Raw genomic sequence first — 24,246 nt, forward strand, 5'->3', positions numbered from 1 at the left:
TTGGCGTGATGGAGCGTCGCGGTCTCCAGCTCGGCCACCCCGCGTCCTGACTGCCTCCACCCCCTGGAGCCCCACAGGCGCTGTTCTGGGCGCCTCCCAGCCCTCCACCCGCCCCCACACCCACCCGCACCCCGCCAGGCCCGCACACGCCACCACAGCGCCCCAAGGAGACCCAGTCGTGATCACCCACCCTGCAATGCGGATACTCAGCCTTGGCGCCGGTGTCCAATCCACCACCCTGCTCATGCTGTCCGCGGACGGCACTCTCCCCAAGCTCGACGCAGCAATCTTCGCCGACACGGGATGGGAACCCGCCGCCGTATACGAGCACCTCGACCACCTCGAGACCGAGGTAGCCAAGCCTGCCGGAATCCCGATCTACCGCGTCTCGACCGGCCGAATCCAGGACGACGTCCTCGACGAGGACAAGCAGCGCTCCCTGCCCGCTCACACCCGTGACCCGGAGACCGGCGAGGACGGCATGCTCAACCGCCGCTGCACCCAGACGTACAAGCTCACGCCGATCCTCCGCCAGACCCGACTCCTCCTCGGCGCCACCACATCCGACCCCAAGCCGTGCCGCTACTGCGACGGCACCGGTAGCCGCATCGCCCCGTGGCGGGCCAAGCGCGGCGACCACACCCCAGGTCTGTGCTCCGTCTGCTACGGCACCGGAACCATCAGCAGGGTCAACCAGCCGGCCGCCGGAACATGGGCGGAGCAGTGGATCGGCTTCTCCACCGACGAGATCAGCCGCGTCTCAGATCGCGGTGACACCCGTTACTCGAAGTCCCGGCATCCGCTGCTGGAATTGGGTATGTCGCGCACCCAGTGCGATGCGTACTTGAAACACCGCGGCTGGACATCTGTCGCCAAGAGCGCGTGCATCGGCTGCCCGTTCCACGGCAACGCCGAGTGGCGGCGCATGCGGGACACCGACCCCGAGTCGTGGCAGGAAGCCGTTCGGTTCGACAGGGCGTATCGGCGCGGGCCTGGAATGCGGCACGAGCGGTTCTTGCACATTTCTCGTCGTCCGCTTGGTGAGGCGCCGATCGACCGCGTCCGTCCGTCGGAGTGGCAGCAGGACACGGTTTTCGATGCCGTGTATGACGCCGAGCTCGCCGAGAACGGTGACCCGGACGGCTGTTCTCCGTGGGCTTGCCGCTCTGGTCAGCCGGTTACTGCTGACGATGCGGCCTGACCTTTCGTGACGTTGTAGCCGCCCAGCCGGGGGCTATCCGGCTGGGCGTGCCCCTGACCCTACCCGCGCCCTATCCGCCACCACACAGCCCCAAGGAGACCCACCGATGACCGACCGCCGCCCCTACACCGACGACGACCTCCGCGCCGAAGCCGCCCGCCAGCACCACACCGCCAGCTGCGACCACGACTTCGTAGGCATCGGCGAGCAGATGCAGGGCGCCGAGATCGAGAGCATGCTGCCGCCCGCCGAGACCGACGGGGCCGACGGCCCGCACTGGGACGAGATCCTCGACGAGGACCAGTTCGACACTGCGCAGCGCAGCATCGCCGACCTGCTGACGAACGCGGCCGACACCTCCGAGTGGGCGGTCAACCTCGGCGCCGACGGCCTGGAACCCCTGCCCGAGCAGCTCACCGCGCACGGCGACGACAGCCCCATGTTCCGCCTGCACTTCGCCGTCCGCCCCGACATGCCGGACGACATGCGGCGCGCGCTCGTCGAAGGCATCGCCCTGGAGATCGCCAAGCACTTCCCCACCGCCTGACCCACCACCAAGGAGACCCACCGATGAGCAGCCAGCCGCCCGAACTCCGCTCCACCACCGTCACCGAATGGGCCAACGCCCTCACCACCACCAACCTCCAGCCCGGACCCAGCTTCGGCTCCCGGACGATCGACGGCTCCTGGAACTGCGCCGTACACCTCGCGATCAGCAGCGAACTCACCGACGACGCGCAGCGCCTCCTCGCGGCCGAACTCCAGCAGGCCATCAACGACACCGTGAACCGGGTTCTCTGCTTGGCGCCGGTCAGCGTCAGCGTTCGCGGGGCCGTGTGATGGCCGCTCCCCGCCGCCGCCTCAACGACAAGCATCGCGACACCTTCGCCACCCACGCATCCCCCGCCGCCATCGAGGCCGCGCTCCGCGCCGAGCTGGCCGAGGCACACCGCGTGAACCGCCGGATCGCATGGCTGGAGGAACTCCTGACCCGACGAAGCCAGGAGATCGAGAACGCCGCCGCCCGGTCTGCTGCTGGTGCGGCCGCCGCGGACACACACACCACCCACTAAGGACACACATGATCATCGACCTGTTCGCCGGCATCGGCTGGGCCGAAGGCATCAAACCCATCGGCCTCAACGAAACCGGCCTCGAACTCAACCCCACCGCCTGCACCACCCGCCGCGGCGCCAGGCACACCACCGTCGAATGCGACGTCACCCGCCAGAACCCCGCCGACTACAACGGCGACGTCATCGCCTCCCCGCCCTGCCCAGGCTTCGGCAAATCCGGCAAGAAACTCGGCCTTCAGGACCTGCCCCGAGTCCACCAGGCCATCAACGACCTCGCCGCCGGCCGCGACACCCGCACCGAACACGGCGCACGCATGCTCGACGAACGCAGCATCCTCACCGCCGAACCCATGCGCTGGCTGCACGCGCTGCGCCCCGAATGGACCGCCATGGAGCAGGTGCCGTCCGTGCTGCCCGTATGGGAGCACATGGCGGAGATCCTCCGCAGCTGGGGGTACAGCACCGCCACCGGCGTCCTCGACGCCGCCGACTACGGACTCGGGCAGCGCCGCCCGAGAGCGATCCTGATCGCTTCCCGTGTCCGCGGCGTGCTGCTGCCGGCGCCGACGCATGGCGGCCTGGGGCAGCCTCCGCACACGGCGATGGCGGACGTCGTCGGCTGGGGCTACACCCGGCGTCCGGCGCCGACCGTGACGGGTGGCGGAACGGCGACGGGGGGTGCGGAGCCGTTCGGGAACGGCACCCGGCAGGCGATGCGGCGCACCATGGGCAGTGCGGCATGGAAGGGCCGGGAGGGAGTCGCGCATCTGCGGCCGACGATCGCCGAGTGCGCGGAGCTGCAGGGTTTCCGGCCGGGGCTGGTGTTCCACGGGACTGCCGGGCAGCGGCACTTGATGGTCGGGAATGCGGTTCCGCCGTTGTTGGCGGCGCATGTCGTGTCTGCGGCGACCGGCATCCCGATGCCCGAGCAGGCTCCCGAGCACGCAGCCGCATGACCCCCGTACCGCGGCCGTCCCGCGCGCTGGTATCGCGCGGGCCGGCCGGGCCCCCTGACCTTTTCACACACTTGGAGCACACCATGACCCACACCAACCCCGACCCCGCCGCTGTGTCTCCGCCGAGCCGGGACGACCGCCGCACCCGTATCCGCCGCGCCATCTGCGAGGCCGAGGGCTTCGCCTGGGACTCCGACATGCTGGAGCCCGACGAGTACGGCGACGTCGCCGATGCGGTGCTGGCTGCGCTGCCTGTGCCGGTCGACGAGGCCACCGTGCTCCGACGCGCCGCCGACGCCCTCGATACCTCCGAGCGTCTGCGTGACCTCACCGACGATCACATGGGCGACGTGAACGCCGCTGCGAACGAGCTCCGCCGCCTGGCCGACGAGGCGCAGCAGCAGGAACCCGACACCGAAGCGCACCCCGCCCCGCAGTCCGCTGAGGCGCCGTGGCCCACCGTCACCGACTACTCCATCGAGACCTGGGACGAGGACAGGTGGATCGGCATCACCTACAGGCCGCAAACCCTCGACGAAGCACGCGAGCGCCGTGACGTCGTCCGCCGGCGTTTCCCGGATGCGCGCCTGCGGATCGTCCGCTGGGAGGAGACGTCCACTGTCGTGGAGGCCGACCCGGAGCCCGCCGAGCAGCAGCAGACCAGCACTGAGGAGTGACAGACATGACTGTCGAACGCCGCACCACCTGGCCACAGGCCGCCGAACTCCAGCAGGCCGCCGACACCCTCCGCGCCGCCGCCCCCGAGATCACCGGACGCCTCGCCGGACTGGCCGACCCGGTCGCGGACTGGCTGGAAGCCACGGCCAACGCTCTCGCCTGGCTGGCGCCGTTCCGCGAGCACGAGCCCGGCTACCCGCTGTGGGAGGTCGCCAGCAAGGTTGCCCAGACCGTCAACGGCGAGCAGCAGCCCGCGGCAGACGGCAGCGAGGAGACGCACATCGTCGACTACGCCGCCCAGACCGACGCTCCCGAGTGCGTCGACGACTGTCCCGGCTGCGAGGAGACGCGCCGTGGATGAGCGCCCCTGACCCGCCGGGTCCCGGCTGTTGGCGTGCAGGCAGCCGGGACCCGACAGGGGCCCACCTCAGCAAGTTACTCGACAGTTAAGCCGCTGAGGCGTTTAACCCCCCACCCAAGGCCATCACCCTCACCCCACCCAGACAAGCCGCCACACAACAACCCAGGCGGCGAAACGAGGCACAAATGACAGACCTCCCACCCCACACCCGCAGCAACCACATCGGCCGCTCATGGACCACCCACGAAATCGAAGACACCTGCCCCTGCCCGAAAGCCCCCTGCGGACTCGTCGTCCAAGGCACCATCGACCCCCGCTGCACTGAGCACCCGTGGATCGCATGCAAGTCCATCCGGCAGTCCCACCCCGCCGACCAGTGCCCCGGAACTGCCACATGACCGCCCCCGACCGGCTGATAGCCGCCCTCACCGCCGCACTCACCCCCCACGGCCCCACCACTGCGGCAGCCATCCAAGACGCCGCCACCGCCGCCCGCGCGGTCCTCGGCACCGACCAGTGCACCCACGACCGGGCCGTACACACCACACACCACGAACAGCCCGTCGCACACTGCCCCTGGTGCACCACACCCGACACCGGAGACCAGACATGACCGACAAGCCCGCGGCCTTTGAGCCCGCCGACGACAGCAACACCCACCCCAAAGCCGCCCCAAACGCGGCCCTCCAGGAGCGCATCGCGAAGGCCGCGCGTACCGTCCGACTCCGCCTCGGCCCGAACGCCGCCGCCATGGCACAGCACGGCGACCCGATCATCCTCAACATGTCCGAAGCCGACGACCTCGCCACCGCCGTCCTCGCCGAGCTCGCGCCCGAACTCGACCGGCTCGCCGACCTGGAGCACCGGCTCACCTGGCACACCACCTGCGCATCCTGCGCCCGCCTCCTCGACGCCAACATCCGCGAAACCGAACGCGCCGAACGAGCCGAGGCCCGCGCCCAGCAAGCCGAAGCCACCCTCGACGCTGAGTCCCGCACCCTCAACGAGGTCGACCAACGCTGCGACGGCTACGCCAGCGCTCTCACCCGCATCCGAGAGACGGCCGACTGGATCCGCCGCAACTACCCCGGACTCCGAAGCGTCCACGAGCGACTCGCCACCGCACTCGACCAGAGCAGCCACCACTACACCGCCCGCCCCGTCACCCCCGAGATAGAACGCGCGGCCACCAACCGGGCCAACCAGGCGGCAGCCGAATCCGCACGGACCACCGCCTGGCTCGCCAAAACCGGAGGCATCATCGGCGGCACAGCAGCCCCCGAGGGAAGTTGTTCGCCCGGCGGCGAGGAAACCAAACCGAACACCGAGGAGCAGCCGTGACCCGGCGCGCCGACGGCTACCCCACCCCCAAACAGCGGAAACGCATGCACGCTACGCCCGGCCCGCCACCACCCGGACCCGCCGGCGCATCACCCCCACAACCCCCACAACACGAACCCGAGCCCGAGCCGCCGGAGCCCGAGCAGAGCGAGAAGGAGGAACCGTGAGCCGGCCGAGTAAGCCAGCCGTGAACGGCCAACAGATCCTTTTCGACATCTGCGACACCAGCCGCGCCCAACCCCAACCCGCCCGCCGCCCACGGGCCCGCTGCAACATCCTCGACCTCCACCACCAAATCCCCGACAGCGACATCGACCGCATCAACGACATCCACATAGCCCTCGAGGGGATCCTGTGAGAGGACTCCCAGCCGACCAGCCGGCCGTAACCCCGCGCCGCCTCGAAGTCCTCCGACTCGCCGCCAGCGGCTACACCAACGCTGACATCGCGAAGAAGTTGTGGATCTCCGAGGAGTCCGTGAAATCCCACTTCCGGCTCGCCTACCAGCAGCTCGGTGCACGAGACCGCGCCCACGCCGTGGCGATCTGCCTCGTGCGTGGACTCATCCACCCCCACGAAGTCGAACTCCGCCCACCACGCAGAACCGCCGCATGACAAAGCCCCCGACCGCAACCGCGGTCGGGGGCTTCTGCCGTGCCGTCAGGACAGTGCGCTCTCCAGGTACTCCTGCACCGGGTTGAACAATCCGTAGGGCACCAGTTCGGGGATCTCGGCGAGCGTCACCCAGGCGACGGCGTCCAGTTCGTCGGCGTCCGCGACGTGCGCCTCACCGTCGACCACCGTGCAGGCCGTGTAGCTCATCTCCCGCTGCGTCTTCGGGTGAATTCGCTGGCCGATCAGCCGGACCGCCTCCACCTTGAGGCCCGTCTCCTCGAGCGTCTCGCGCACCGCCGCCTCCTCCGGCATCTCGCCCGCCTCGATCCCGCCGGCAGGGAACTGCCAGGACAGCTCCCCTTCCTTCACCCGGCGGCGCACCATCAGCACGCGGTCCCCGTCGGTGATGATGGCCGCGGAGATCCCCGGCCTGGTCGTCGTCTCGGTCATGCCAGCGCCTCCAAGATCGGCGGATAGATGGACTGCTCGGGGATGAACCGGGTCAACTGTGCGCGCGGCACCCAGGCGACCTCCGCGTTCTCAATCGGGTCCTGGTTGGTGGCCTCACCCAGCAGATACTCGCAGGCCAGATACTCGGCTACGACGCCGGTCACGGGGTGGATGCGGGAGCCCAGCTGCTCGCGGACCGTGCACCGGACGCCGGTCTCGGCGCGGGTCTCCTCGACCGCGACGACGACGGGGGAGGCGTCGGGCTTCACCACGCCGGCCGGGAACTGCCAGGAGAGGCTGTCCGAGCCGCGCCGGCAGACGAGGAGCACCTCGTCGTCTCTGGTGACGATGGCGATGGCCACGCGCAGGGCCTGCGCTTCGACAGCGGTCCGTTTCGGGCGGGTCAGGAGACTGAAGCGGCGCTGCACTGGCGGGCTCGACCTCTCGTAGGCGGTATCCAGGGCGGACTGGATTTCAGCCCGCGGCACGATGTCCGGCGACGAGTGCCAGCCGGCCACGGTGCGTACCGCCACTCCGAGGTGGTCGGCGAAGCCGTCGTTCGTCATCCGGAGGGCCTGCTGTAGAGCACACGCGGTGCGGCCCGTCCACGTGTCGATGACGTCCACCTTGCGCCCCTCGTCTGGTCGGATCGGGCGTACTGCACTGCTGGTGCACCCCTGCTGCATCGCCACTGCACCGAACGGTCATGGCAGCTTCAGTGCGGCGCCGCTTGACTCAAGGGCATGCAAAATCACCAGTGGCCGCTACTCGCCTACAGCGTCTCCGGCCTGCCGCTCGGAAGCGATTCGCGAAGCGATGGTGCGTGCCCACTCGCGGCTGTACGGAGTGTGGTCGGCGATCAGAGTGAGCGTGACGCCGGCCTGACGGGCGTCGGCCACAAGTTCATCGAGGGTCCGGCGCGTCTTCTCATGGGCGGCAGTGGCTCTATCAAGCCTTCGCATCCAGCGCGCCTTCTCGGCGTCATTGAGAGTCGGGGAGTTCGCTGCCATGTGCAGGATGTTCTCACGAGTGGATGTCCACCGACTAGACGCGCCACAAGATTCTTCGTCCACTATGTTGCAGCGACCGTACCCCACGTGCCATGGTGTTCCTGCAACAAAGTAGACGCAAAGCCAACAGCTTTGCGGCTTACTAAGCGCGCTCACTCCTACCGGACCCAGTCCGCGGGCGCCGCACAAATGAAGATCGGGCCGGACACCGCGACTCCTACATCGCAGGCCGGCCCTACCACGAGGAACTGTTGAGAGGTCCCCTCATGGATGAGCGAAAGTCTATCCCTACTGCCGTACCTCCCGCCGAGCGGGCGGTGAGTCTGACCCTCGAAGCCGAGGTCATGGCAGACGACGAGTCCGGCCGCCTGGGCCTCGTCGCCTCCGCCGACCCGCACCTGTCCGACATCGCCGAGGTATCGCCCGCCGGCCTGCGCGACATGATCGCCGCGGCCCGCACCCGGCTCACCGAGTTCGAGCGCCTCGCCGACGAGCAGGAAGCCCGCGACACCCTCGCCGCCCTCCTCGCCGAGCATCAGCTGCGCATCGAGGAGTGGGACACCAGCACCCTCGACCCCAAGCTGCGGGCCCGACTCAAGGCCGTGCACGACCCGACCGTCGGCGACGGGCGCACCATCGTCGTCCCCGCCGGCCAGGACCCGCCCGCCCGCCTCGCCGCCGTGCGCGACCTGATCGCGGAGATGGGCGGTGCCGCGTGAGCACCGACACCCGCCCCGCGCCGACGCAGCCGGGCCTGTCCGAGGCCGACCGCCGCGCCCACGAGCTCGCCTCCTACGTGCGCCGGCCGGAGCCGACGCCGGACCTGCCGCCGCTGCCGGTCGACCCCGCCGCCCGCCGCCGCGCCCTGAAGATCCGGGGGTGGTGAGCGTGACTCGCTACCCGCTGACCGGCCACGCCCGCTACCGGGTCGAGAAGGCCCGCGAGGAGTTGTCGCGGGCGCAGCAGCTCGACCTGTCCGACGGGCGGGAGATGGCCCGCACCATCGGCCGGCTCGAGGTTGCGCTGTCCCAGCTGCTCGACGTCATCGACGAGTGCAGCGAGGTGGAGTCGTGACGGACGCCGAGCGGCAGAAGATGCACGAGAAGGTCGCCGAGGCGAACCGGCGCAGCGCCTCCCGCCCCAGGTAGCACCCCCTTGATCGGCCGCGGGTGGCGGTTTCCGACCCCCGTCCCGCCGCCCGCGGCCTCCCACGCCACCCCAAATCGCCACCCCCCCTTTGAGAGGACACGACCATGTCCGTTCTGACCCTGATCCCGACCGGCGGGCCGTTCGAGGAGGCCGCCGACGAGGCCGACACCGCGGTCCGCGCCCACCTCATCACCACCTACCTCGCCGCCGGCAGCGACCTGATCGGCCGCGCCTACATCGCCCACCAGATCGCCGTGTACGACCAGGCCCGTCCCGGCGAGCCGCCGCTCATGGACGAGATCCGCGGCCTGCACCTGCCCGCCGCGGCCTGACCCCCTGATCCGCCGGGCGCGGTCCATCCCCCTGCCGCGCCCGGCACTCACACCCCTTGAGAGGACATCTCGTGCCGAAGTTCAAGTTCACCGCCAGCAGCCGCACCGGCCAGAAGGTCAACCCGCTCGGCGGGACCAGCGACAGCATCACCGTCTACAGCCAGGCCGACCTCGATCGCCGCGTGAAGGCCGCGAAGACCGACCCGCGCGACCTCGACGTCAAGGTCGAACGCCTCAGCTGACCGGCTGCCCGCGTCGCCCGGCCCGACTCCAAAGCCGGGCGGCAAGGAGAACCGACCAGCCACCCCTGTCCGCCACCGACCCGGAAGAGGTCGCCATGCTCCGCAAGCTCCGGCAGTTCCGCTGGCCGCTGGCCATCGCCTACTTGATCCTTGTCGGCCTGATCCCGGCCGCCGCTACGCCCGTCGTGCTCGCCGTGGCCGGGCTCGGCGTCATCGCCGCCGTCATCCCCGGACCCGCCTGGATCGCCGGCTTCGTCATCGCCGGACTCCGCCACCAGCCCAGCCCGCGCCCCACCGCCTGACACCCGAAGGGACTGATCCACCGTGACCGCCACATCCGTCGAAAGGGTTAACGGCACCATGCGACCCGACGAGCCCCGGTTCGACCCGGTCGCGCTGGCCCGGGCGGAGGCGATCCGGACCGAAGCCGCAGCCAACGCCGACGCCCAGCGCATCAAGGCCGAGGGAGAGGCTGAGGCCGAGAAGATCCTCGCCGCCGAAAAGGCCGAGGAGCAGCGCCTGGAGAACGAGAAGCAGCGCATCGCAAACGAGCGGTCCGCCCTGCGCTTCAAGCGCGAACAGGCCGAACAGCTCACCAAGATCGAGAAGGCGGAGAAGGAGCGCGAGGACATCACCCGCGCCCGCGAAGACGAACGCCGCCAGGCAGCCGAGCAGCAGAGGGCAGAACGGCAGACCGCAGCCGACATCGACGCCGCCGAGACGAAGTGGCGGCACATGGCACTCGGCTTCTACACCGTGTGCGCCATCGTCGCCCTGCCCGTGCAGGTAGCCGCATTCTGGAGCCCGCACGCACCCTGGCTGATCGCCGCGCCACTCATGCTCGAAGGCGGCGCGTGGGTCGTCCTCAAGGGCGCCGCCGCCGCGGTCGCCTCCCACCGCCCGCACTGGCACTACCGGCTCATCGCCTGGATCCTCGCGTTCATCGCCGCGGGCATCAACCTGTGGCATGGCCTCAACGCGTTCGACCCCGCCACCGCGATCGGCACCGCGTTCGCGTCGATCGCCGGCCCTGGAGTGTGGGACCTCCACGAGCACGGCCGCATCCGCAAGCGGGACGGCGCCCTGACCCGCCGCGAGCGCAAGGCGCAGAAGAAGGCCGCCCGCGCGGAAGCCGCCGCGAAGGCCGCCGAGGAGCTGCGTCGAGCCGAGGAGAAGGAGGCCGCCGACAAGGCCGCGGCCGAGGCCCGCCGGCAGCTCGCGGAGGCGCGCGCGAAGGAGTTCCCGAAGGTGTGGGAGCACGCTCAGCGGCTCGCCGCAGCGCTCGGCGAGACGAACGTCACCGAGGCCGTGTGGAAGCGCGCCTACCGCGACGTCGAGGGTACCGACCCGAACGAGTCCGCGGACATCATCCGCATGCGCAACGGCGCCGAAGCCAGGGTCGCCGCGGCCCGTGAGAGGCGGCCCGTCAACGGATCAACATCGCAGCGTGCGTCGCAAGTGCCCGGCGTGAAGAAGCCGCGCGTCTACAAGCCGCCCACGCGTCGTGGTGTGCGCACCAAGGGCGACGTCAAGTACACGCCCGGCGCCAGCCGCCAGGCCTCCATCACCGCCAAGCAGACCGCCGCGAAGAAGGACGAGAAGTGAGCATCGAGACGACCCCGAGTGGCGGCCGGGACCCGGAGTGGGAGCGGGTCGTCGCCAGCTACTTCAACAGCCCCGCCGAGCCCGGCGACCGCCCGTCGCCGGTGGCGACCGCGCCCGCCGACCCGATCGGCGACACACCCCTCACCCCCGCCTGGACGAAAACCCCCGCCGGATGGAAGAACCGTGCCGGCGTCGGCCGCGTCAACACCCTGCGCGGCTGGCGCCGCTGGCTCCGCCGGCAGACCACCGAACACGGGCAGCCCGCACAGATCTACCGAGGAGCCGCCCGCATCACCGTCTGGATCCGCGGCGTCGAAGGAACCGAAGTCGCCAAGGCCAAGCACGAAGCCCGCCGCGCACACCAGACATACCGGCAGGCGCAGTGGGCCAACGGCAAGCGGCTCATGCCGGGCAGCGCCAAGAGCAAACTCTCCAAGGAGCTGGACAGGGCCGCCGATGACTCCGAACGGGCCATGGCCAAGTACCGCAAGGCCCGCAAGGACGCGCGCACCCTGCAATCCCTGCGTGCCACCGCAGCGCTCACCCCGCTCGCCGCCATCGAGGGCGCCGGCCTGTACATGGGCGGCGGCCCCGGCGGGCTCATCGCGACCGGCCTCACCCTCACCGGACTCGCCCTCGTCGGCCGCCGCACCAGCACCGGCGAACTCTGGTCCGACCGCGACGCCAAGATCGGCGACGGCGACCGCATGACCGAGACCATGCTCAACCGCGCCTACCAGGATGCCCGCGTCATCGGCCCCGACGACACGCTCCGCCTGCTCACGCCGTGCACGCTCACCGCCGACGGCCAAGCCTGGCAGGCCACCTTCGCCCTGCCGTCCGGGATCCCCGCCAAAAAGGCGCTCGGCGCCCGCGACGGCCTCGCCAACGCATTCGGTGTGTCCGCGCAGCAGATCCACCAAGTCCGCGGCACCCGCGAAGACCACATTCACCTCCGCGTCTCCCTGAAGCTGCCGTTCTCCATCAAGCCCCCCACCGGACCCCTCCTCGACGTGGAGAAGACCAGCCTGTGGCGGCCCATCCCGATGGGCGTCAACCTGCGCGGTGAGGACGTGTCCACGTCGTGGGTGGAGCGGTCCGGCCTGTTCGGAGGAGAGCCCGGATCGGGCAAGTCGTCGGCAGCCAACTGCCTGCTGCTTGCCGCGGCCCTCGACCCGACCGTGCGCATGTATTTGGCCGACGGCAAGGCCGGCGCGGACGTCACCCCGTTCGAGCCGATCGCCGCCATGTACGACACCGACGGCGACCCCGAACGGCTCCTCGAAATCCTGCAGCACATCTGGGACGTGGAGATCAAGGAGCGGCGGGCGCTCGCCAAAGAGCACGGCTCCCGCAAGCTGACCGAAGCCATGGCCGCCGTCGACCCGCGCGTCTGCCTTGCCGTGCTCCTCGTCGACGAGTGGTCGTCGTATGGTGCCGCCGCCGACCAGAAGACGCGGCAGGAGGCCGAGCGGCTGCTGCGGCTGATCGTGCAGCAGGGCCGTGCGCTCGGCGTCATCACCCTCGCCGCCACGCAGAAGCCCGACAGTGACTCGGTGCCGACCGGGATCCGCGACATCCTCTCCATCCGGTGGGCGATGCGCTGCATGACCCCGGAGGCCTCCGACACCATCCTCGGTAAGGGGTACGCGTCGGCCGGGCACAACGCGCAGGACATCCTCAAGTCGCAGCGCGGTGTCGGCATCTACATGGACGGCGAAGGCGCCGAACCGGAGCTGGCCCGCGGGCACTACTACGAAGACGCTGAGGTCGCCGCGATCGTGCAGCGCGCCTACGAGCTGCGCCGGGAGGCCGGCACCCTGCCCGAGGCCGCCGAGCCGGACCTGCTGGACCGGCTGATCGAGGCCGCGTCGGCGACCGGGCGCGGGGTCGCTACTCGGGCCGAGGTGTTCGCGCACCTCGCCGCTGTCGACACCCAGTACGCGCGAGCCGGCAGTGAGAGCGACGCCGCATACAACGCCCGCGTCGGCCGCGCCCTGGCGGCCGGCCTGGAGGAGGCCGGTGTGTCGGTGGACGCGGTGAAGGTGCCCACCGCCGACGGGGGCCGGTCGATGGGGTACCGCCTGGAAGACCTCCACGGCGCCCGATAGATCCTGCTTTGACCGTGGAATGGGGCCTGGACAGTGCCCGGAACAGCCTGGACGCAGGGGAGTCGAGCCCGGACACCGCCGTCCACGCTCAGGCCCCGCTGTCCCGGCTCTGTCCACGCCCCCACCTGCACGAACGCGCCGCAGTCCAGGCGCTGTCCACCCGCCACACCCCACCCACCCGGAGAATCCGATGAGCGCCGACACCCGCCCCGCCCAGCCCGCGATGACCGACGAGGAGGCCGCCGCCGCGGCCCGCGACATCATCGCCGACTTCGCCACCAGCTACCGCGACCACAACCCGGCCCCCGCCTACGGCAGCACTCCGCCCGTCGCACAGCCCGGCCGGCCGCCTATGAGCCAGCGTGCCACCGACACCAGCGTCATACTGCTCGCCGGCGGGGCGGCCTCCATCCCGGTCGGTGGGATGACGTCGCTCGTGCTGTACACGCTCGGGCACGTCGACCCGACCGCGCTCGCCATCGGCGCCGCCGCACCCGTCGCGCTCATCCTCGCCGTCAGCAGCCTGCTGCGGCGGGCGAAGGGTGTGCTGCCCGGCGAGCACCACCACCACTACAACGGGCCCGTCCACCAGGACCAGCGGCACGTGGACGTCAAGAACACCGGCATCTCGGTGAAGAACACCAACAAGCAGTAGGCCCCGTACCCTCAACCCACCGCCGTCAGGAAGGCAACCGTCCTCCCGTTGCTGCCCTCTCCGGCAGCCACCACAGACCAGGAGTCACCGTGATCCCCGCCAGCCAGCCTCACGAAGCCCGCTACCGGCACGAGTCGGACGGCCGTATCCACTACACGACCAAAGCGGTCATCGCCTGGGACGACGACGGCTATCCGCTCGTCGTCGGGCGCGATGGTTGCCAGCTCGTTCGAGCCAACGGATGGCGGAACTTCCACGACGTCGTCCCCGTGGATCCGCCAGTGACCGCAGCCTTCCCGGCCGCTGGATGGCAGGTCGTGTACAAGGACGACGACAGCGCCGAGTACCGGATCCCACTGACCGCCTGGCTCACCTTGGCTGACGGCAGCCTTCGGCCCGTCGACGTGGGCACCGATGGGTTCGCCGACGACCCCACCGAGTGCCTCAACTTCGTCCGGCTGGTTCCGCCCAGCAACGAGGCTTCATGACCGAGTCCCACGTTGAGCAGGACCGTATAGGTGGGGCCGAGCTATGAGACAGCCCTGAGATTCGTCACAGCAGGATGGGCACCCACGTTTGTAGCCGGACCTGCCATGCGCGGCCTCGTGTCTGGAGTAGAAGCGATCGGCACTCAGGGAGACACCACCAACGCCTGACCGCTCGCATGTGTGAGGCCCTGGTCCCGCTGCCCGGGATCGGGGCCCTGCTCATGCCCGCAGCGTTGTCAACCCCGCATGCCACCATTGGCGCAGACGCATCACGCCTCCCGCCGCCAGGAGCCGCCATGCACCACCAGCCCAACACCACCGCCGACGACTACCAGTGGCCCACCTGCGCCGCATGCGGAAACGACCTGTGGGCAGACGAACTCGACCGGCAAGCATGCCGCCCCTGCGAAGACAAAACCGCCCGCCGCCTCGCCGAACTGCCCAACCTCTACCGGAAACTCGACACCCTCGCCAACCTGACACGCGGATCCAAGCGCACCAGCGCCAGCAACTCCGGCACCCGCACACCGTCCATCCCGCCCCGCCTCGACGCCCTCAACCTCATCAGCTCCGGCGGAATCACCACCCGCCTCCAGGCCATCGAAGACTCGTGGCGTTCCGCACTCGGCTGGAGCATCGAACCCCGCCACGACGACATCCGCGTCTTCGCTCCCTGGCGCTCCAACCCCGCCGCCGACATACACGCCCACGTCCGATTCATCGCGAACAACCTGCTGTGGGCATGCTCTAGCTACGAGTCCATCGGCCAGGACATCGAAGAAATCCGCAAACTCCACATCACCTGCAAGAACACCCTGGAAGGGAAACCGAAAACCGGCCGCATAAAGATCGGCCTATGCCCCTCCGTCATCGAAGGCAACCGATGCGGGCAGCAACTCACCGCCAGCGCCAGCAGCTCCCGAACCCGCTGCCCGGCCTGCGGCGAAGCCTGGGAAGGCGAGCACGAGTGGCGGCAACTCCGCGCCATGCAGCAGAGGGCCGCCGCCGAGGCGGAAGAACGCAACTCCGACAGTCAAGCTGCTTGACGAAAACCCGTCGAAGCTGTAACCCTAGGTCTTGATCGTGGCACACGAGTCACATCACGTCCTTGAAGCCCTCGCCGTGAACACACCGGTGGGGGCTTTCGCGCACCTACGGGGAGGTGCCATGGTCGCCTACCCCAACCCCGACGGGCTCGACATCCACATTGCCCAACTCGACGGCGGCGACGAACTCGGCGACCTGTGGGAAGCCGCTCGCGCGGCCGGCGTGAAACCCGGCACCATCCGCGTCTGGGTCACCCGAGGCAAGATCGAACCCGTGCTCGACGGTGAAGCCGACCAGTACTTCCACCTCCCCACCGTCCGACAAGCGGCAGCAGGCGGAGCCAAGTACACGCCCACCAACCCCGCCGCCAACAGTCGCGGCCCCCACACGCGGGCCGCCTGAGACCTCCTGCCTGGTGGCGGTGCAGGGGACGTCCGCCCGGCCGCACTCGCGGCCGGGCGGACCGCGGCACAACAGCAGCCGGCAGTGCACCTGAGAGGAGCCCGAGATGGCGGACATCGTCTTCAACGCAGCCCTCGGGCGCGTGGCCTACTACGCCAGCCTGCCCGCCGCCAACGACGCCCTCATCATGGTGCCCCTGGAAAGCAGCAGCCTCGTCACCGACGCCGTCATGCGCGACTACGACACCCTGTCCGCGATCCTCGCCGGCACCAGCACCGAACAGACCACCATCGGCCGCAAAACACTCACCAACGCGACCGTCACCATCGACGACACCAACGACCGAGTCGCCGTCGACACGGACGACGTCACCTGGACCGCACCCACCGGCAACGCCGTCGGAGCCGTCGTCGTCTGCTACGACCCCGACACCACCACCGGCACCGACGCCGACCTCATCCCGCTCACCAAACACGACCTCGCCTGGACGCCGGACGGCAACGACTACACGCTGACCGTGTCGGACCTGTACCGCGCCAGCTCCAGCGCGTAGCCGTGGCCGCCTTCAGCGACAACTTCAACCGGGCCGACTCCACCAACCTGGGCTCCGGCTGGGTTGAGGTGTCCGGCGACTGGTCGATCGTCTCCCAGCAGCTCTCCCCAGGCGCGGCAGGCGGCACGATCATCCTGCGCGCCGCCGCAGCGATGGCCAGCGACGACAACTACGCGCAGGTGACGATTGCCGCCACCGGGCCCGTCAGTCACGGCATCTGGTGTCGCGGCAACAGCAACATCAGCAGCGGCTACCTGTGGCGCAACGACGGCACCAGCTGGGACCTGTTCAGCGTGGTCGGCGGCAGCTTCACCGCCATCGGCACCTACGCGGTGGCGGCCTCGCCCGGCGACATCGCCAAAGTCCAAGCCGTCGGGTCGACGATCAGCGGCTACGTCAACGGCGTCGAACGCGTCACGGTCACCGACACCAACGTGCCCACCGGAACCAGCGTCGGCATCCGCAGCGAATCCTCCGCAGCCGTCGCGTTCGACGACTTCACGGCCGCCGACGTCACCACAGGCGCGGCCCTCGCCACCGCGGCGTCCGTTGAGACCGCGCAGCCCCTCACCGGCGCCAAGGCTGCCGTCCTCGGCACGGCAGTCGAGGCCAACACCGCCCGGCCGCTCCTCTCGGCCAGCGCCGGCCTCGACATCGAAGTGACCATCGGGGCGCCCTACGGCGCCCCCTACACGGTCGGCGCACCCCAGAACAGCGTGTGGGAGGTAGGCGCACCGTGGTGATCCCCGCCTCCTCCACCGAATACGTCCACGTGCCCGTCACCGCCACCGACGGCACCGACCTCAGCAGCACCACCGTCAAAATCGCCGTGGTGGCGCACCGGGACAACCCGTCCGGCAGTGAATGGCAGACCGCCGAATGGGCTGGCGGCGACGCCCGGCTCCTCATCGGACCCGACGGCGGCGCCCTCACCCTCACCGCCGGCGACTACCGCGTCTGGATCACCTTCGACCCGGCCGGCGCCGAAAACATCGTCCGCCTGGCCGGCGTACTCAGCATCAGCTGAAGCCGCCGAACCGCTTCCCCACTGCTGCGGGGGCTGCCACATTAGGCCGATGCGAATCAGAACCGCGGTCCTGCCACTCATCACGGTCCTGGCCCTGACCGGATGCTCCAGCACAAGCGAAGGCCCCGCCCCCGACGCCACACCGACCATCGGCGTATCAGACCTCGGCATCGACCCCAGCGCAGGCATCCCCCCGGCCCCCACAGGGAAGGACCGCGCCGCCTACCTCGCCGCTGCGCGAGCCATCGACCCAGCCATCACCAGCGAAATGTGGAGCGATACCTCCCTCATCGCTGCCGGACGGGATGCCTGCCAAGCCATTCACCAAGACGTCGCCGCAGCCCGGCAGGCAGACCAGATGGCCGCCCGGCTCAGCTACGACGGATGGACCGCGACCACCGACGAGGCGCAACAGCTGATCGCGGTGGCGCATACGCACATCTGCCCCACGTACTGACCGGGCCAGCCTCAAGGGGAGGCGCGATGGGCAGACGGAGCGGGTGGCGGGTCTGCACCGTCCCGGGCTGCCCCGAGTACACCCAGGGCGGACGCTGCCCCGAGCACCGCAAGGTCGCCGAGCAGCAGCGGGGAAGCGCACGGCAGCGGGGTTACGGCAGTCGGCACGAGAAGCGCTTCCGGCCCGCAGTCCTCGCCCGCGACCCCGTGTGCACCCTGTGCGGCCGGGAGCCCAGCGTGCACGCCGACCATCACCCGCTCAGCCGGCGTGAGCTCGAAGCCCAAGGCCTCGACCCTGATGACCCGCGGCACGGTCGGGGACTGTGCGGTCCCTGCCACAGCAGGGAGACAGCCAGGCATCAGCCCGGAGGCTGGAACGCGTGAGGCGCGTAGCGCGCGCTGCTGAACAGCGTTGATGCGCTGGCGAAGCCAGTCGATCAGCGATGTCGTTGGCTTCGCTGGTCGTCTCGGCGAGCGGCGTGACTGAGTGCTGTCGATCCGAGATCGATGATCTCTGAATCGTCACGCTAGGTCATGATCACCCGGGGGAGGGAACCTTGATCATGATCTCGCCCGGACCGCCGGGGAGGTGGCCCGCCGTGGGTACGGGTCTGGGCGGGCCGTGATCTTGAGGCTTGGTGACGCAGCGTGAATTGTGCGCTTGCCGCAACGGCGGGCGCTGACGTGCCGCAACGGCACTTGGAGATGATCACTCATGGCAGGTATGGGACCTCCTCCCAAGCCGGCCGGGGAGCGACGTAGGCGCAACGCCACGGTCGCTATGACTCGGCTGCCCGCGGGGGGCCGGCAGGGCGAGCCTCCGAAGTGGCCGCTGATCGATGATGTGGTTGCCACGACTCAGAGGGACATGGCGCGGCGGCAGGCCGACGAGTACGAGCTCCAGCTGCTGGAGCCGGACTTGCAAGGGCGCCAGCGGGCCTCGGTGCAGCGGAAGCTGGATGCCGCGCAGTCGGCGGCGACGGTGCTGGACCGGCAGATCGAGGCTTCCGCAGCTCTGGAGGCGGAGTTGTGGCGGGATCTGTGGGCGACGCCGCAGGCGGTTGCGTGGGAGCGGTTGGGGTGGACGCGGGAGGTGGCTCAGTACGTCCGCTGGAAGGTGAAGGCGGAACTGGGCGACCTGGACGCGTCGAAGGAGGCGCGGCAACTCGGCGACAGGCTGGGGTTGACGCCTCTGGCGATGCTGCGGTTGCGCTGGGAGGTCGCCCCCGATGAGGTGGCCGAGCAGCGGCAGGAGCGCACGAGTGCGGGCCGGAAGAGGACGGCGCGTCAGCGGCTGAGGGTGGTCGACACCGAAGTTGCCGGAGGTCCGTGATGGCTCAATTGGTCAAGCTGGAACCCGGTGACGTTCTGGTGTTTTCGAACGTTGACGGTGATGCTGTCGACAGCCTCGTCGAGTTGTCGGTGCGCCTGAAGGAGATGCTGGGAGTTGAGCATGTCCTGATCTTTGAGGGCGATGTCGACCTGAGCAAGGTGCCAGCGAATGCCTTGGCGGGGTCCTGACCATCCGGGCGAGTTCCCCACGCTCGGCTGGCTGGTGGGTGAGTGGATCGAGGCGCACTGCGTCATCCCGGACGGCGACGACATCGGCGAGCCGTACCTGCTGACGGACGAGATGTGGCGCTTCCTGGCTTGGCACTACCGGCTTCGTGAGGACGCCATGGAGGCCGGCTGGCGTTCGGCGTGGCACTACCGGCGCAGCCAGTTGGTGCGCCCGCAGAAGTGGGGCAAGGGCCCGCTGACGTGCGCGATGGTGTGCGCGGAGGCGGATGGGCCGGTCCGGTTCGCCGGCTGGGATGCGGACGGTGAGCCGGTCGGTCGCCGCTGGGAGACCCCGTGGATCCAGATCGCGGCCACGTCCGAGGACCAGACCGACAACGTGTATCGCGCACTCGTCCCGATGATCAATGAGGGGCCGTTGGCGGACGTCATCCCGGACACGGGCGAGACCCGCATCAACGTACCGGGCGGCGGCCGTATCGAGCCGGTCACGTCGTCCGGCCGAGCCCGGCTCGGTCAGCGGATCACGTTCGCGGTGCAGGACGAGACCCACTCGTGGGTCGAGGCGAATGGCGGCTGGAAGCTCGCCGAGACGCAGCGACGGAACCTGTCGGGAACGGGTGGCCGCGCGGTGGAGACCACGAACGCGTGGGATCCGTCGGAGCAGTCCGTGGCGCAGCGCACCGCGGAGGCGCACGTGAAGGACGTGCACCGCGATCACCGGGTACCGCCGCCGGTGTCGCTGGCGAACAAGCGGGAGCGGCACAGGGCCCTGCGGCACGCCTACGGAGACTCTTCCGTGCTCGTAGGTGGATGGGTGGATTTGGACCGTATCGACGGCGAACTGGTCGAGATCGCCGAGAAGGATCCTGCGCAGGCGGAGCGGTTCTACCTGAACCGGATCGTGGCCGGCACGGGCGCCTACATCGACGGCGACCGCTGGGACCTGCGGCGGGAGCTGCGCGAGGTCGCGCCGGGCACCGCGGTGACGCTGGGGTTCGACGGCTCGGACATCGACGACTGGACGGGTATCCGGCTAGAGACGCTGGACGGCTACCAGTTCACCCCGACCTACGGGCCGGACGCCCGGCCGACGGTTTGGAATCCGGCTGATTGGGGCGGCCAGGTGCCGCGCCTGGAGGTGATGGCCGCGTTCGACGAGGTGTTCTCGACGTTCCGGGTGCTGCGCGCCTATCTGGATCCGCCGTATTGGGAGAGCGAGGCGGACGCGCTCGCCGAGCGGTACGGGGAGAAGGTCGTCGTCCGCTGGTACACGAACCGGATTGCGCAGACGCACAGCGCGGCCGAGCGGTTGGCCACGGACGTGACGAAGAAGGACTCGCCTTTCCGGCACGACGGCTGTCCGTGGACTGGGCAGCACATCCGCAATGCCCGCAAGGCGGCCCGGCCGGCGGGCCGTTACCTGCTGAAGAAGGCGTCCGAGTCTCAGAAGATCGACCTCGGGATGTGTTCGATCCTCGCCCACGAGGCGGCCGGGGATGCGGTGGCGGCCGGTCAGGCCCGTCCTCGGAAGAAGTCGAAGATGCTGATCCTGCGGTGAGAGCGAGGTGGCTGTGGAGCGCACTGAGCTGCAGTGGTTGAAGCATCTGATCGACTGCCACGACAAGGAGAAGCGCGATCTGCGGTTGTTGGATTCGTACTACGAGGGCGAGCAGCCGTTGTCGTATCTGGCGCCGGAGCTGCAGGCGGAGATGGACGAGCGGGTCCGCCAGGTGGTGGTGAACTGGCCGCAGCTGGTCGCAGACTCCATCGAGGAGCGCCTGGATGTCGAGGGGTTCCGTTTCCCTGAGGAGGCGGAGGCGGACGAGGAGTTGTGGCGGATCTGGCAGGCGAATCGGCTGGATGCTATGTCGCATCAGGGGCATCTGGACGCGCTGGTGATGCGCCGTAGCTACGTCATCGTGGGCGCGCGTGAAGGCGATGCGGCCACGCCCGTCATCACGGTTGAGAGTGCTCTGGATGTGTTCGCTGAGCATGACCCGCGCACGGGCGCGGTGGTGGCTGCGGTGAAGCGCTGGTGCGAGGACGGTCCGGACGGCGCTGACGTGGACTACGCGACGCTGTATCTGCCGGATGTGACGTCGTGGTGGGTGAAGGATCGCGGGGAGTGGGTTCCGGATCCTGAGCGCGAGCGGGATGTGCATAGCCTGGGCGAGGTGCCGGTGGTGGTGCTGGCGAATCGTCCGCGGCTGAAGAAGTCGGGCGGGGTGTCGGAGTTCAAGTCGGTGATATCGCTGTCGGACGCCTGCTGCAAGATCGCCACGGACATGATGGTGTCTGCCGAGTACCACGCGACTCCGAGGCGGGTGGCGTTCGGGTTCGGTGAGGACGACTTCCAGGACGCGCAGGGTCGCACGGTGTCCGCGTTCTCGCGGATCATCGGCCGGATCTGGGCGACGGAGAAGAACCGCAAGGAGGACGGCGCGGACGTCATCCAGTTCCCTGAGGCGGATCTGGCGAACTTCCACTCGACGATCAACCAGCTTGCCCGGCTGGTCGCCTCGCTGGCTGGTCTGCCGCCGCACTTCCTCGGCTACGCCACGGAGAACCCCGCGTCGGCGGACGCGATCCGCTCGAGCGAGTCGCGGCTGGTGAAGCGTGCGGAGCGCAAACAGCGCGACTGGGGTGAGGCGTGGGAGCAGGTCATGCGGCTGGTGCTGCGGATCCGTGACGGCGTGTGGGATCCGCAGGTGCTGTCGCTGGAGACGGTGTGGCGGGATGCGTCGACGCCGACGGTGGCGCAGAGGGCGGACGCGGCGACGAAGCTGTTCGCGGCGAAGATCGTGCCGCTGCGACAGACCCGTGAGGACATGGGCTACTCGCAGGCGCAGATCGCCCGCATGGAGGAAGAGGACGCTCAGGCTGCTCAGGACGCGATGACGCGGATCATGTCAGGTGACTTCTCGGCGTTGGACGGGCCGAAGCCGCCTGGTGGACAGTTGGATGCCCCGCAGGAGCCGGCGCCAGCCCCTGAGCCTGCGAGTGCGGGATGACAACGGCTCCGGCGCGTATGTCGGCGACCGAGCTGGCGCAGGCCTACTACGTGGCGCAGACGTCGCTGGCGCGGCGCACGGCGGACCGGGTCCAGGCCTTGTGGCGGGAGCTGGATCGGAGGGACCTGACTGGGTCGTGGGTGGACCTGGTGGGGCCGCGGGTGGTGGAGGCGGTGGTAGCCGGTCAGGTGGCTGCCGCCTCCCGGGCGGACCCGTATGTGGAGTCGATCGTGGCTGCGCAGGGCGGCCGGTCGGACCCTGCGGGGGCGCTGCGGGCGGCGATGTTCGCGGGTCGGGCGGCGGACGGAAGGCCGTTGGAGTCGCTGCTGTATCTGCCGGTGATCACGACGAAGCAGGGAATCGCGGCCGGGCTGTCGGACACGGAGGCCCTCTTCCGGGGGCTGGAGCAGCTGCTGCGGATGGCGGCGACCGAGGTGATGGATGCCGGGCGGACAGCGGCCGGTGCGAGCATCGCCGGGAACCGGATGATCCGCGGCTACATCCGGGTGGTGAATCCTCCCGCATGCGCACGCTGCATCATCCTGGCGGGCAAGGAGTACGGCTGGAATGCCGGCTTTCAGCGGCATCCTCGCTGTGACTGCGTGCACATGCCGGCGCTGCTGGTGGCGCGCGGCCGGCATCACGCGGGGGCGTTCGATCCGAAGGCGTACTTCAACGGCTTGTCCCGCTCGGAGCAGGATCGGGTGTTCACCGTGGCGGGTGCGCGCGCGATCCGTGATGGGGCGAGTCCTACCAGCGTGGTGAATGCCCGGCGCGGCATGTACACCGCGGATGCCTACGGCAGGAAGCTGCGGGCGACGCGTGAGGGCGCGACAACGCGGGGCGCGTTTTATCGGCAGGAACGGGCGCGGGCGATTGCCGCAGGGCAGGTTCCGGCGAACATCGGCCGCCAGTTCCGGACGCGGACACCGCGCCTGCTGCCCGAATCGATCTACAGGCTTGCCGACAGCAGGGATGAAGCGATCCGCATGCTGCGGCGATTCGGCTACATCGGCTAGCCGATCTTGAAGGGCTGCGCGCAAGGCGTGGCCTGGTTTCTACTCCGCAATGGAGATCACTGTGCAGAGCACACGACATGGCTGGCTGTCTGCCGCCCAGGGCGCGGACTGGTTCCGGCTGAACAGGCACGACGACCCCGAACCCACGGATCCACCGGAGTCGGACCCGGCGCCGGAAGGCGATCCGGACCCGGAGCCCGAGGGCGACCGGGACCCGGAGGGCGCCGACAAGCTCGGCGACGCCGGGAAGAAGGCCCTCGACAAGATGAAGGCCGAGCGGGCGGCGGCGAAGAAGGCGGCGGCCGAGGAGAAGAAGCGTGCCGACGAGCTGGCCCGCAAGGTGGCCGAGTTCGAGGACCGCGACAAGTCCGAGCTGGAGAAGGTGACCGGCAGGGCGGAGGCCGCGGCGAAACGCGCCGAGGTGGCGACCGCACGGGCGGTACGCGCCGAGGTGAAGGCCGCGGCCGCCGAGTTCGCCGATCCGGAGGACGCCGCCGCGTTCCTGGACTTGTCCCGGTACGCGGACGACTCCGGCGACATCGACACCGAGGCGATCCAGTCGGACCTCGCCGATCTGCTGGAGCGCAAGCCCCACCTGAAGCGGCAGCCACCGGGCCCGGAGATGAAGCCCGGTCCGAAGCCCGACCCGTCGCAGGGGGTGCGCAAGGATCCCCCGCCGGCCGACTACCGCAACGCGTCCCGCGACGAGCTGAGCAAGAAGCTCGCCGAATTCGGCGTCCGCCTGCGCCGGTGATCCGTATCCGCGCCCGTCTGGGCGGCGGACGCACCTCGATCGAGGTCGACGGCCATGAGGGGCACCTCATGGACGGACGGGTCTGCGCGGCAGTCAGTGCCATTACCCAAACCGCGCTGCTGGGCCTGGAGCAGGTCGCACAGCAATTCCCGGACCTCGTGTCCGTCGACATCACTGAGGAGTAAA

Annotated in this window: 38 protein-coding genes; 35 read left to right on the forward strand and 3 right to left on the reverse strand. The window is 69.6% G+C overall.

The features are described 5' to 3' along the window. Positions 1-178: 178 nt before the first annotated feature. The 11 genes from ACL02U_RS11900 (at position 179) to ACL02U_RS11950 (ending at position 6,228) form a co-directional block, all read left to right on the forward strand. Positions 179-1,201 carry a hypothetical protein gene (locus ACL02U_RS11900; protein ID WP_412790702.1) on the forward strand — a complete coding sequence of 341 codons (1,023 nt, stop codon included), beginning with the start codon at positions 179-181 and terminating at the stop codon, positions 1,199-1,201. Between the two features lie 106 nt (positions 1,202-1,307). Beyond that, entirely contained in the window at positions 1,308-1,748 is a 441-nt protein-coding gene (locus ACL02U_RS11905; RefSeq protein ID WP_412790703.1) for a hypothetical protein, read from the forward strand. 23 nt (positions 1,749-1,771) lie between these two features. Next, positions 1,772-2,041 carry a hypothetical protein gene (locus ACL02U_RS11910; protein ID WP_412790704.1) on the forward strand — a complete coding sequence of 90 codons (270 nt, stop codon included), beginning with the start codon at positions 1,772-1,774 and terminating at the stop codon, positions 2,039-2,041. Then, positions 2,041-2,274, forward strand: a complete 234-nt coding sequence (locus ACL02U_RS11915) for a hypothetical protein (RefSeq protein ID WP_412790705.1) — start codon at positions 2,041-2,043, stop codon at positions 2,272-2,274. Before ACL02U_RS11910 ends, ACL02U_RS11915 begins: the two co-directional genes overlap by 1 nt. Before the next feature lie 8 nt (positions 2,275-2,282). Further along, positions 2,283-3,233, forward strand: a complete 951-nt coding sequence (locus tag ACL02U_RS11920; protein ID WP_412790706.1) for a DNA cytosine methyltransferase — start codon at positions 2,283-2,285, stop codon at positions 3,231-3,233. 83 nt (positions 3,234-3,316) lie between these two features. Continuing rightward, entirely contained in the window at positions 3,317-3,910 is a 594-nt protein-coding gene (locus tag ACL02U_RS11925) for a hypothetical protein (RefSeq protein ID WP_412790707.1), read from the forward strand. A 5-nt stretch (positions 3,911-3,915) separates the two neighbouring features. Next, a complete protein-coding gene (locus ACL02U_RS11930; protein WP_412790708.1) occupies positions 3,916-4,272 on the forward strand; it encodes a hypothetical protein in 357 nt (118 codons plus the stop codon). 394 nt (positions 4,273-4,666) lie between these two features. After that, positions 4,667-4,885, forward strand: coding sequence for a hypothetical protein (locus ACL02U_RS11935; protein ID WP_412790709.1), 219 nt, complete (start codon positions 4,667-4,669; stop codon positions 4,883-4,885). After that, entirely contained in the window at positions 4,882-5,613 is a 732-nt protein-coding gene (locus ACL02U_RS11940; RefSeq protein ID WP_412790710.1) for a hypothetical protein, read from the forward strand. Before ACL02U_RS11935 ends, ACL02U_RS11940 begins: the two co-directional genes overlap by 4 nt. Before the next feature lie 163 nt (positions 5,614-5,776). Then, positions 5,777-5,971: a hypothetical protein gene (locus tag ACL02U_RS11945; RefSeq protein WP_412790711.1), complete on the forward strand. Its 195-nt coding sequence runs from the start codon at positions 5,777-5,779 to the stop codon at positions 5,969-5,971. Beyond that, positions 5,968-6,228: a response regulator transcription factor gene (locus ACL02U_RS11950; RefSeq protein ID WP_412790712.1), complete on the forward strand. Its 261-nt coding sequence runs from the start codon at positions 5,968-5,970 to the stop codon at positions 6,226-6,228. Before ACL02U_RS11945 ends, ACL02U_RS11950 begins: the two co-directional genes overlap by 4 nt. A 45-nt stretch (positions 6,229-6,273) precedes the next feature. Here ACL02U_RS11950 and ACL02U_RS11955 read toward each other — a convergent pair whose 3' ends face one another. From ACL02U_RS11955 to ACL02U_RS11965, 3 genes are all read right to left on the reverse strand, one after another. Beyond that, the gene (locus ACL02U_RS11955; RefSeq protein WP_412790713.1) at positions 6,274-6,678 is read right to left on the reverse strand and encodes an NUDIX hydrolase; all 405 of its coding nucleotides are present in this window, start codon (positions 6,676-6,678) and stop codon (positions 6,274-6,276) included. Then, on the reverse strand, positions 6,675-7,304 hold the full coding sequence (locus ACL02U_RS11960) for an NUDIX hydrolase (RefSeq protein ID WP_412790714.1): 630 nt from the start codon (positions 7,302-7,304) through the stop codon (positions 6,675-6,677). The genes ACL02U_RS11955 and ACL02U_RS11960 overlap by 4 nt, the downstream gene beginning before the upstream one ends. A gap of 138 nt (positions 7,305-7,442) precedes the next feature. Beyond that, positions 7,443-7,688 carry a hypothetical protein gene (locus ACL02U_RS11965; RefSeq protein ID WP_412790715.1) on the reverse strand — a complete coding sequence of 82 codons (246 nt, stop codon included), beginning with the start codon at positions 7,686-7,688 and terminating at the stop codon, positions 7,443-7,445. 266 nt (positions 7,689-7,954) lie between these two features. On the opposite strand from ACL02U_RS11965, the gene ACL02U_RS11970 reads away from it, so the two are divergent. The 24 genes from ACL02U_RS11970 (at position 7,955) to ACL02U_RS12085 (ending at position 24,245) form a co-directional block, all read left to right on the forward strand. Further along, positions 7,955-8,407, forward strand: a complete 453-nt coding sequence (locus ACL02U_RS11970) for a hypothetical protein (protein ID WP_412790716.1) — start codon at positions 7,955-7,957, stop codon at positions 8,405-8,407. Continuing rightward, positions 8,404-8,574, forward strand: coding sequence for a hypothetical protein (locus ACL02U_RS11975; protein ID WP_412790717.1), 171 nt, complete (start codon positions 8,404-8,406; stop codon positions 8,572-8,574). Before ACL02U_RS11970 ends, ACL02U_RS11975 begins: the two co-directional genes overlap by 4 nt. Beyond that, positions 8,568-8,762: a hypothetical protein gene (locus ACL02U_RS11980; protein ID WP_412790718.1), complete on the forward strand. Its 195-nt coding sequence runs from the start codon at positions 8,568-8,570 to the stop codon at positions 8,760-8,762. The genes ACL02U_RS11975 and ACL02U_RS11980 overlap by 7 nt, the downstream gene beginning before the upstream one ends. A gap of 179 nt (positions 8,763-8,941) precedes the next feature. Beyond that, positions 8,942-9,169 (forward strand): hypothetical protein, encoded by a 228-nt coding sequence (locus ACL02U_RS11985; protein ID WP_412790719.1) that lies wholly within the window; start codon positions 8,942-8,944, stop codon positions 9,167-9,169. Positions 9,170-9,240: 71 nt separating this feature from the next. After that, positions 9,241-9,411: a hypothetical protein gene (locus ACL02U_RS11990; protein WP_412790720.1), complete on the forward strand. Its 171-nt coding sequence runs from the start codon at positions 9,241-9,243 to the stop codon at positions 9,409-9,411. Positions 9,412-9,506: 95 nt separating this feature from the next. Next, positions 9,507-9,713, forward strand: coding sequence for a hypothetical protein (locus ACL02U_RS11995; RefSeq protein WP_412790721.1), 207 nt, complete (start codon positions 9,507-9,509; stop codon positions 9,711-9,713). Between the two features lie 58 nt (positions 9,714-9,771). Further along, positions 9,772-11,016, forward strand: coding sequence for a hypothetical protein (locus ACL02U_RS12000; RefSeq protein WP_412790722.1), 1,245 nt, complete (start codon positions 9,772-9,774; stop codon positions 11,014-11,016). Then, positions 11,013-13,127, forward strand: a complete 2,115-nt coding sequence (locus ACL02U_RS12005) for an FtsK/SpoIIIE domain-containing protein (RefSeq protein ID WP_412790723.1) — start codon at positions 11,013-11,015, stop codon at positions 13,125-13,127. The genes ACL02U_RS12000 and ACL02U_RS12005 overlap by 4 nt, the downstream gene beginning before the upstream one ends. A gap of 190 nt (positions 13,128-13,317) precedes the next feature. Further along, positions 13,318-13,782, forward strand: coding sequence for a hypothetical protein (locus tag ACL02U_RS12010; RefSeq protein ID WP_412790724.1), 465 nt, complete (start codon positions 13,318-13,320; stop codon positions 13,780-13,782). 89 nt (positions 13,783-13,871) lie between these two features. After that, on the forward strand, positions 13,872-14,270 hold the full coding sequence (locus ACL02U_RS12015; protein ID WP_412790725.1) for a hypothetical protein: 399 nt from the start codon (positions 13,872-13,874) through the stop codon (positions 14,268-14,270). A 296-nt stretch (positions 14,271-14,566) separates the two neighbouring features. Then, entirely contained in the window at positions 14,567-15,316 is a 750-nt protein-coding gene (locus tag ACL02U_RS12020) for a hypothetical protein (protein ID WP_412790726.1), read from the forward strand. Positions 15,317-15,437: 121 nt separating this feature from the next. Continuing rightward, a complete protein-coding gene (locus ACL02U_RS12025; RefSeq protein ID WP_412790727.1) occupies positions 15,438-15,719 on the forward strand; it encodes a hypothetical protein in 282 nt (93 codons plus the stop codon). A gap of 106 nt (positions 15,720-15,825) precedes the next feature. Continuing rightward, positions 15,826-16,272 carry a hypothetical protein gene (locus tag ACL02U_RS12030; protein ID WP_412790728.1) on the forward strand — a complete coding sequence of 149 codons (447 nt, stop codon included), beginning with the start codon at positions 15,826-15,828 and terminating at the stop codon, positions 16,270-16,272. A 2-nt stretch (positions 16,273-16,274) separates the two neighbouring features. Then, positions 16,275-17,015: a hypothetical protein gene (locus tag ACL02U_RS12035; RefSeq protein WP_412790729.1), complete on the forward strand. Its 741-nt coding sequence runs from the start codon at positions 16,275-16,277 to the stop codon at positions 17,013-17,015. After that, complete coding sequence (locus ACL02U_RS12040; RefSeq protein WP_412790730.1) at positions 17,009-17,299, forward strand: hypothetical protein; 291 nt, start codon at positions 17,009-17,011, stop codon at positions 17,297-17,299. The genes ACL02U_RS12035 and ACL02U_RS12040 overlap by 7 nt, the downstream gene beginning before the upstream one ends. 49 nt (positions 17,300-17,348) lie before the next feature. Next, entirely contained in the window at positions 17,349-17,756 is a 408-nt protein-coding gene (locus tag ACL02U_RS12045) for a DUF732 domain-containing protein (RefSeq protein WP_412790731.1), read from the forward strand. A 26-nt stretch (positions 17,757-17,782) separates the two neighbouring features. Then, complete coding sequence (locus ACL02U_RS12050; RefSeq protein WP_412790732.1) at positions 17,783-18,139, forward strand: holin; 357 nt, start codon at positions 17,783-17,785, stop codon at positions 18,137-18,139. Between the two features lie 484 nt (positions 18,140-18,623). Beyond that, entirely contained in the window at positions 18,624-19,088 is a 465-nt protein-coding gene (locus ACL02U_RS12055) for a hypothetical protein (protein ID WP_412790733.1), read from the forward strand. After that, complete coding sequence (locus ACL02U_RS12060) at positions 19,088-19,276, forward strand: hypothetical protein (RefSeq protein ID WP_412790734.1); 189 nt, start codon at positions 19,088-19,090, stop codon at positions 19,274-19,276. The genes ACL02U_RS12055 and ACL02U_RS12060 overlap by 1 nt, the downstream gene beginning before the upstream one ends. Then, the gene (locus ACL02U_RS12065) at positions 19,257-20,834 is read left to right on the forward strand and encodes a hypothetical protein (RefSeq protein WP_412790735.1); all 1,578 of its coding nucleotides are present in this window, start codon (positions 19,257-19,259) and stop codon (positions 20,832-20,834) included. Before ACL02U_RS12060 ends, ACL02U_RS12065 begins: the two co-directional genes overlap by 20 nt. 37 nt (positions 20,835-20,871) lie before the next feature. Next, positions 20,872-22,287, forward strand: a complete 1,416-nt coding sequence (locus ACL02U_RS12070) for a phage portal protein (protein WP_412790736.1) — start codon at positions 20,872-20,874, stop codon at positions 22,285-22,287. A gap of 17 nt (positions 22,288-22,304) precedes the next feature. Beyond that, positions 22,305-23,306, forward strand: coding sequence for a hypothetical protein (locus ACL02U_RS12075; protein ID WP_412790737.1), 1,002 nt, complete (start codon positions 22,305-22,307; stop codon positions 23,304-23,306). 61 nt (positions 23,307-23,367) lie between these two features. Further along, positions 23,368-24,060: a hypothetical protein gene (locus ACL02U_RS12080; RefSeq protein ID WP_412790738.1), complete on the forward strand. Its 693-nt coding sequence runs from the start codon at positions 23,368-23,370 to the stop codon at positions 24,058-24,060. Beyond that, positions 24,057-24,245, forward strand: a complete 189-nt coding sequence (locus ACL02U_RS12085) for a ribosomal-processing cysteine protease Prp (protein WP_412790739.1) — start codon at positions 24,057-24,059, stop codon at positions 24,243-24,245. Before ACL02U_RS12080 ends, ACL02U_RS12085 begins: the two co-directional genes overlap by 4 nt. Position 24,246: the final 1 nt, after the last annotated feature.

The sequence above is a fragment of the Streptomyces sp. MS06 genome (assembly GCF_047200655.1).
Classification (GTDB): domain Bacteria; phylum Actinomycetota; class Actinomycetes; order Streptomycetales; family Streptomycetaceae; genus Streptomyces.

What these genes read in the sequence shown, in the direction of transcription:
- ACL02U_RS11905 (WP_412790703.1), top strand. Translation starts at nt 1,308, where the DNA reads ATGACCGACCGCCGCCCCTACACCGACGACGACCTCCGCGCCGAAGCC.
- ACL02U_RS11910 (WP_412790704.1), top strand. Translation starts at nt 1,772, where the DNA reads ATGAGCAGCCAGCCGCCCGAACTCCGCTCCACCACCGTCACCGAATGG.
- ACL02U_RS11915 (WP_412790705.1), top strand. Translation starts at nt 2,041, where the DNA reads ATGGCCGCTCCCCGCCGCCGCCTCAACGACAAGCATCGCGACACCTTC.
- ACL02U_RS11920 (WP_412790706.1), top strand. Translation starts at nt 2,283, where the DNA reads ATGATCATCGACCTGTTCGCCGGCATCGGCTGGGCCGAAGGCATCAAA.
- ACL02U_RS11925 (WP_412790707.1), top strand. Translation starts at nt 3,317, where the DNA reads ATGACCCACACCAACCCCGACCCCGCCGCTGTGTCTCCGCCGAGCCGG.
- ACL02U_RS11930 (WP_412790708.1), top strand. Translation starts at nt 3,916, where the DNA reads ATGACTGTCGAACGCCGCACCACCTGGCCACAGGCCGCCGAACTCCAG.
- ACL02U_RS11935 (WP_412790709.1), top strand. Translation starts at nt 4,667, where the DNA reads ATGACCGCCCCCGACCGGCTGATAGCCGCCCTCACCGCCGCACTCACC.
- ACL02U_RS11940 (WP_412790710.1), top strand. Translation starts at nt 4,882, where the DNA reads ATGACCGACAAGCCCGCGGCCTTTGAGCCCGCCGACGACAGCAACACC.
- ACL02U_RS11955 (WP_412790713.1), bottom strand. Translation starts at nt 6,678, where the DNA reads ATGACCGAGACGACGACCAGGCCGGGGATCTCCGCGGCCATCATCACC.
- ACL02U_RS11965 (WP_412790715.1), bottom strand. Translation starts at nt 7,688, where the DNA reads ATGGCAGCGAACTCCCCGACTCTCAATGACGCCGAGAAGGCGCGCTGG.
- ACL02U_RS11970 (WP_412790716.1), top strand. Translation starts at nt 7,955, where the DNA reads ATGGATGAGCGAAAGTCTATCCCTACTGCCGTACCTCCCGCCGAGCGG.
- ACL02U_RS11985 (WP_412790719.1), top strand. Translation starts at nt 8,942, where the DNA reads ATGTCCGTTCTGACCCTGATCCCGACCGGCGGGCCGTTCGAGGAGGCC.
- ACL02U_RS11995 (WP_412790721.1), top strand. Translation starts at nt 9,507, where the DNA reads ATGCTCCGCAAGCTCCGGCAGTTCCGCTGGCCGCTGGCCATCGCCTAC.
- ACL02U_RS12000 (WP_412790722.1), top strand. Translation starts at nt 9,772, where the DNA reads ATGCGACCCGACGAGCCCCGGTTCGACCCGGTCGCGCTGGCCCGGGCG.
- ACL02U_RS12010 (WP_412790724.1), top strand. Translation starts at nt 13,318, where the DNA reads ATGAGCGCCGACACCCGCCCCGCCCAGCCCGCGATGACCGACGAGGAG.
- ACL02U_RS12020 (WP_412790726.1), top strand. Translation starts at nt 14,567, where the DNA reads ATGCACCACCAGCCCAACACCACCGCCGACGACTACCAGTGGCCCACC.
- ACL02U_RS12025 (WP_412790727.1), top strand. Translation starts at nt 15,438, where the DNA reads ATGGTCGCCTACCCCAACCCCGACGGGCTCGACATCCACATTGCCCAA.
- ACL02U_RS12030 (WP_412790728.1), top strand. Translation starts at nt 15,826, where the DNA reads ATGGCGGACATCGTCTTCAACGCAGCCCTCGGGCGCGTGGCCTACTAC.
- ACL02U_RS12045 (WP_412790731.1), top strand. Translation starts at nt 17,349, where the DNA reads ATGCGAATCAGAACCGCGGTCCTGCCACTCATCACGGTCCTGGCCCTG.
- ACL02U_RS12050 (WP_412790732.1), top strand. Translation starts at nt 17,783, where the DNA reads ATGGGCAGACGGAGCGGGTGGCGGGTCTGCACCGTCCCGGGCTGCCCC.
- ACL02U_RS12055 (WP_412790733.1), top strand. Translation starts at nt 18,624, where the DNA reads ATGGCGCGGCGGCAGGCCGACGAGTACGAGCTCCAGCTGCTGGAGCCG.
- ACL02U_RS12060 (WP_412790734.1), top strand. Translation starts at nt 19,088, where the DNA reads ATGGCTCAATTGGTCAAGCTGGAACCCGGTGACGTTCTGGTGTTTTCG.
- ACL02U_RS12065 (WP_412790735.1), top strand. Translation starts at nt 19,257, where the DNA reads ATGCCTTGGCGGGGTCCTGACCATCCGGGCGAGTTCCCCACGCTCGGC.
- ACL02U_RS12075 (WP_412790737.1), top strand. Translation starts at nt 22,305, where the DNA reads ATGTCGGCGACCGAGCTGGCGCAGGCCTACTACGTGGCGCAGACGTCG.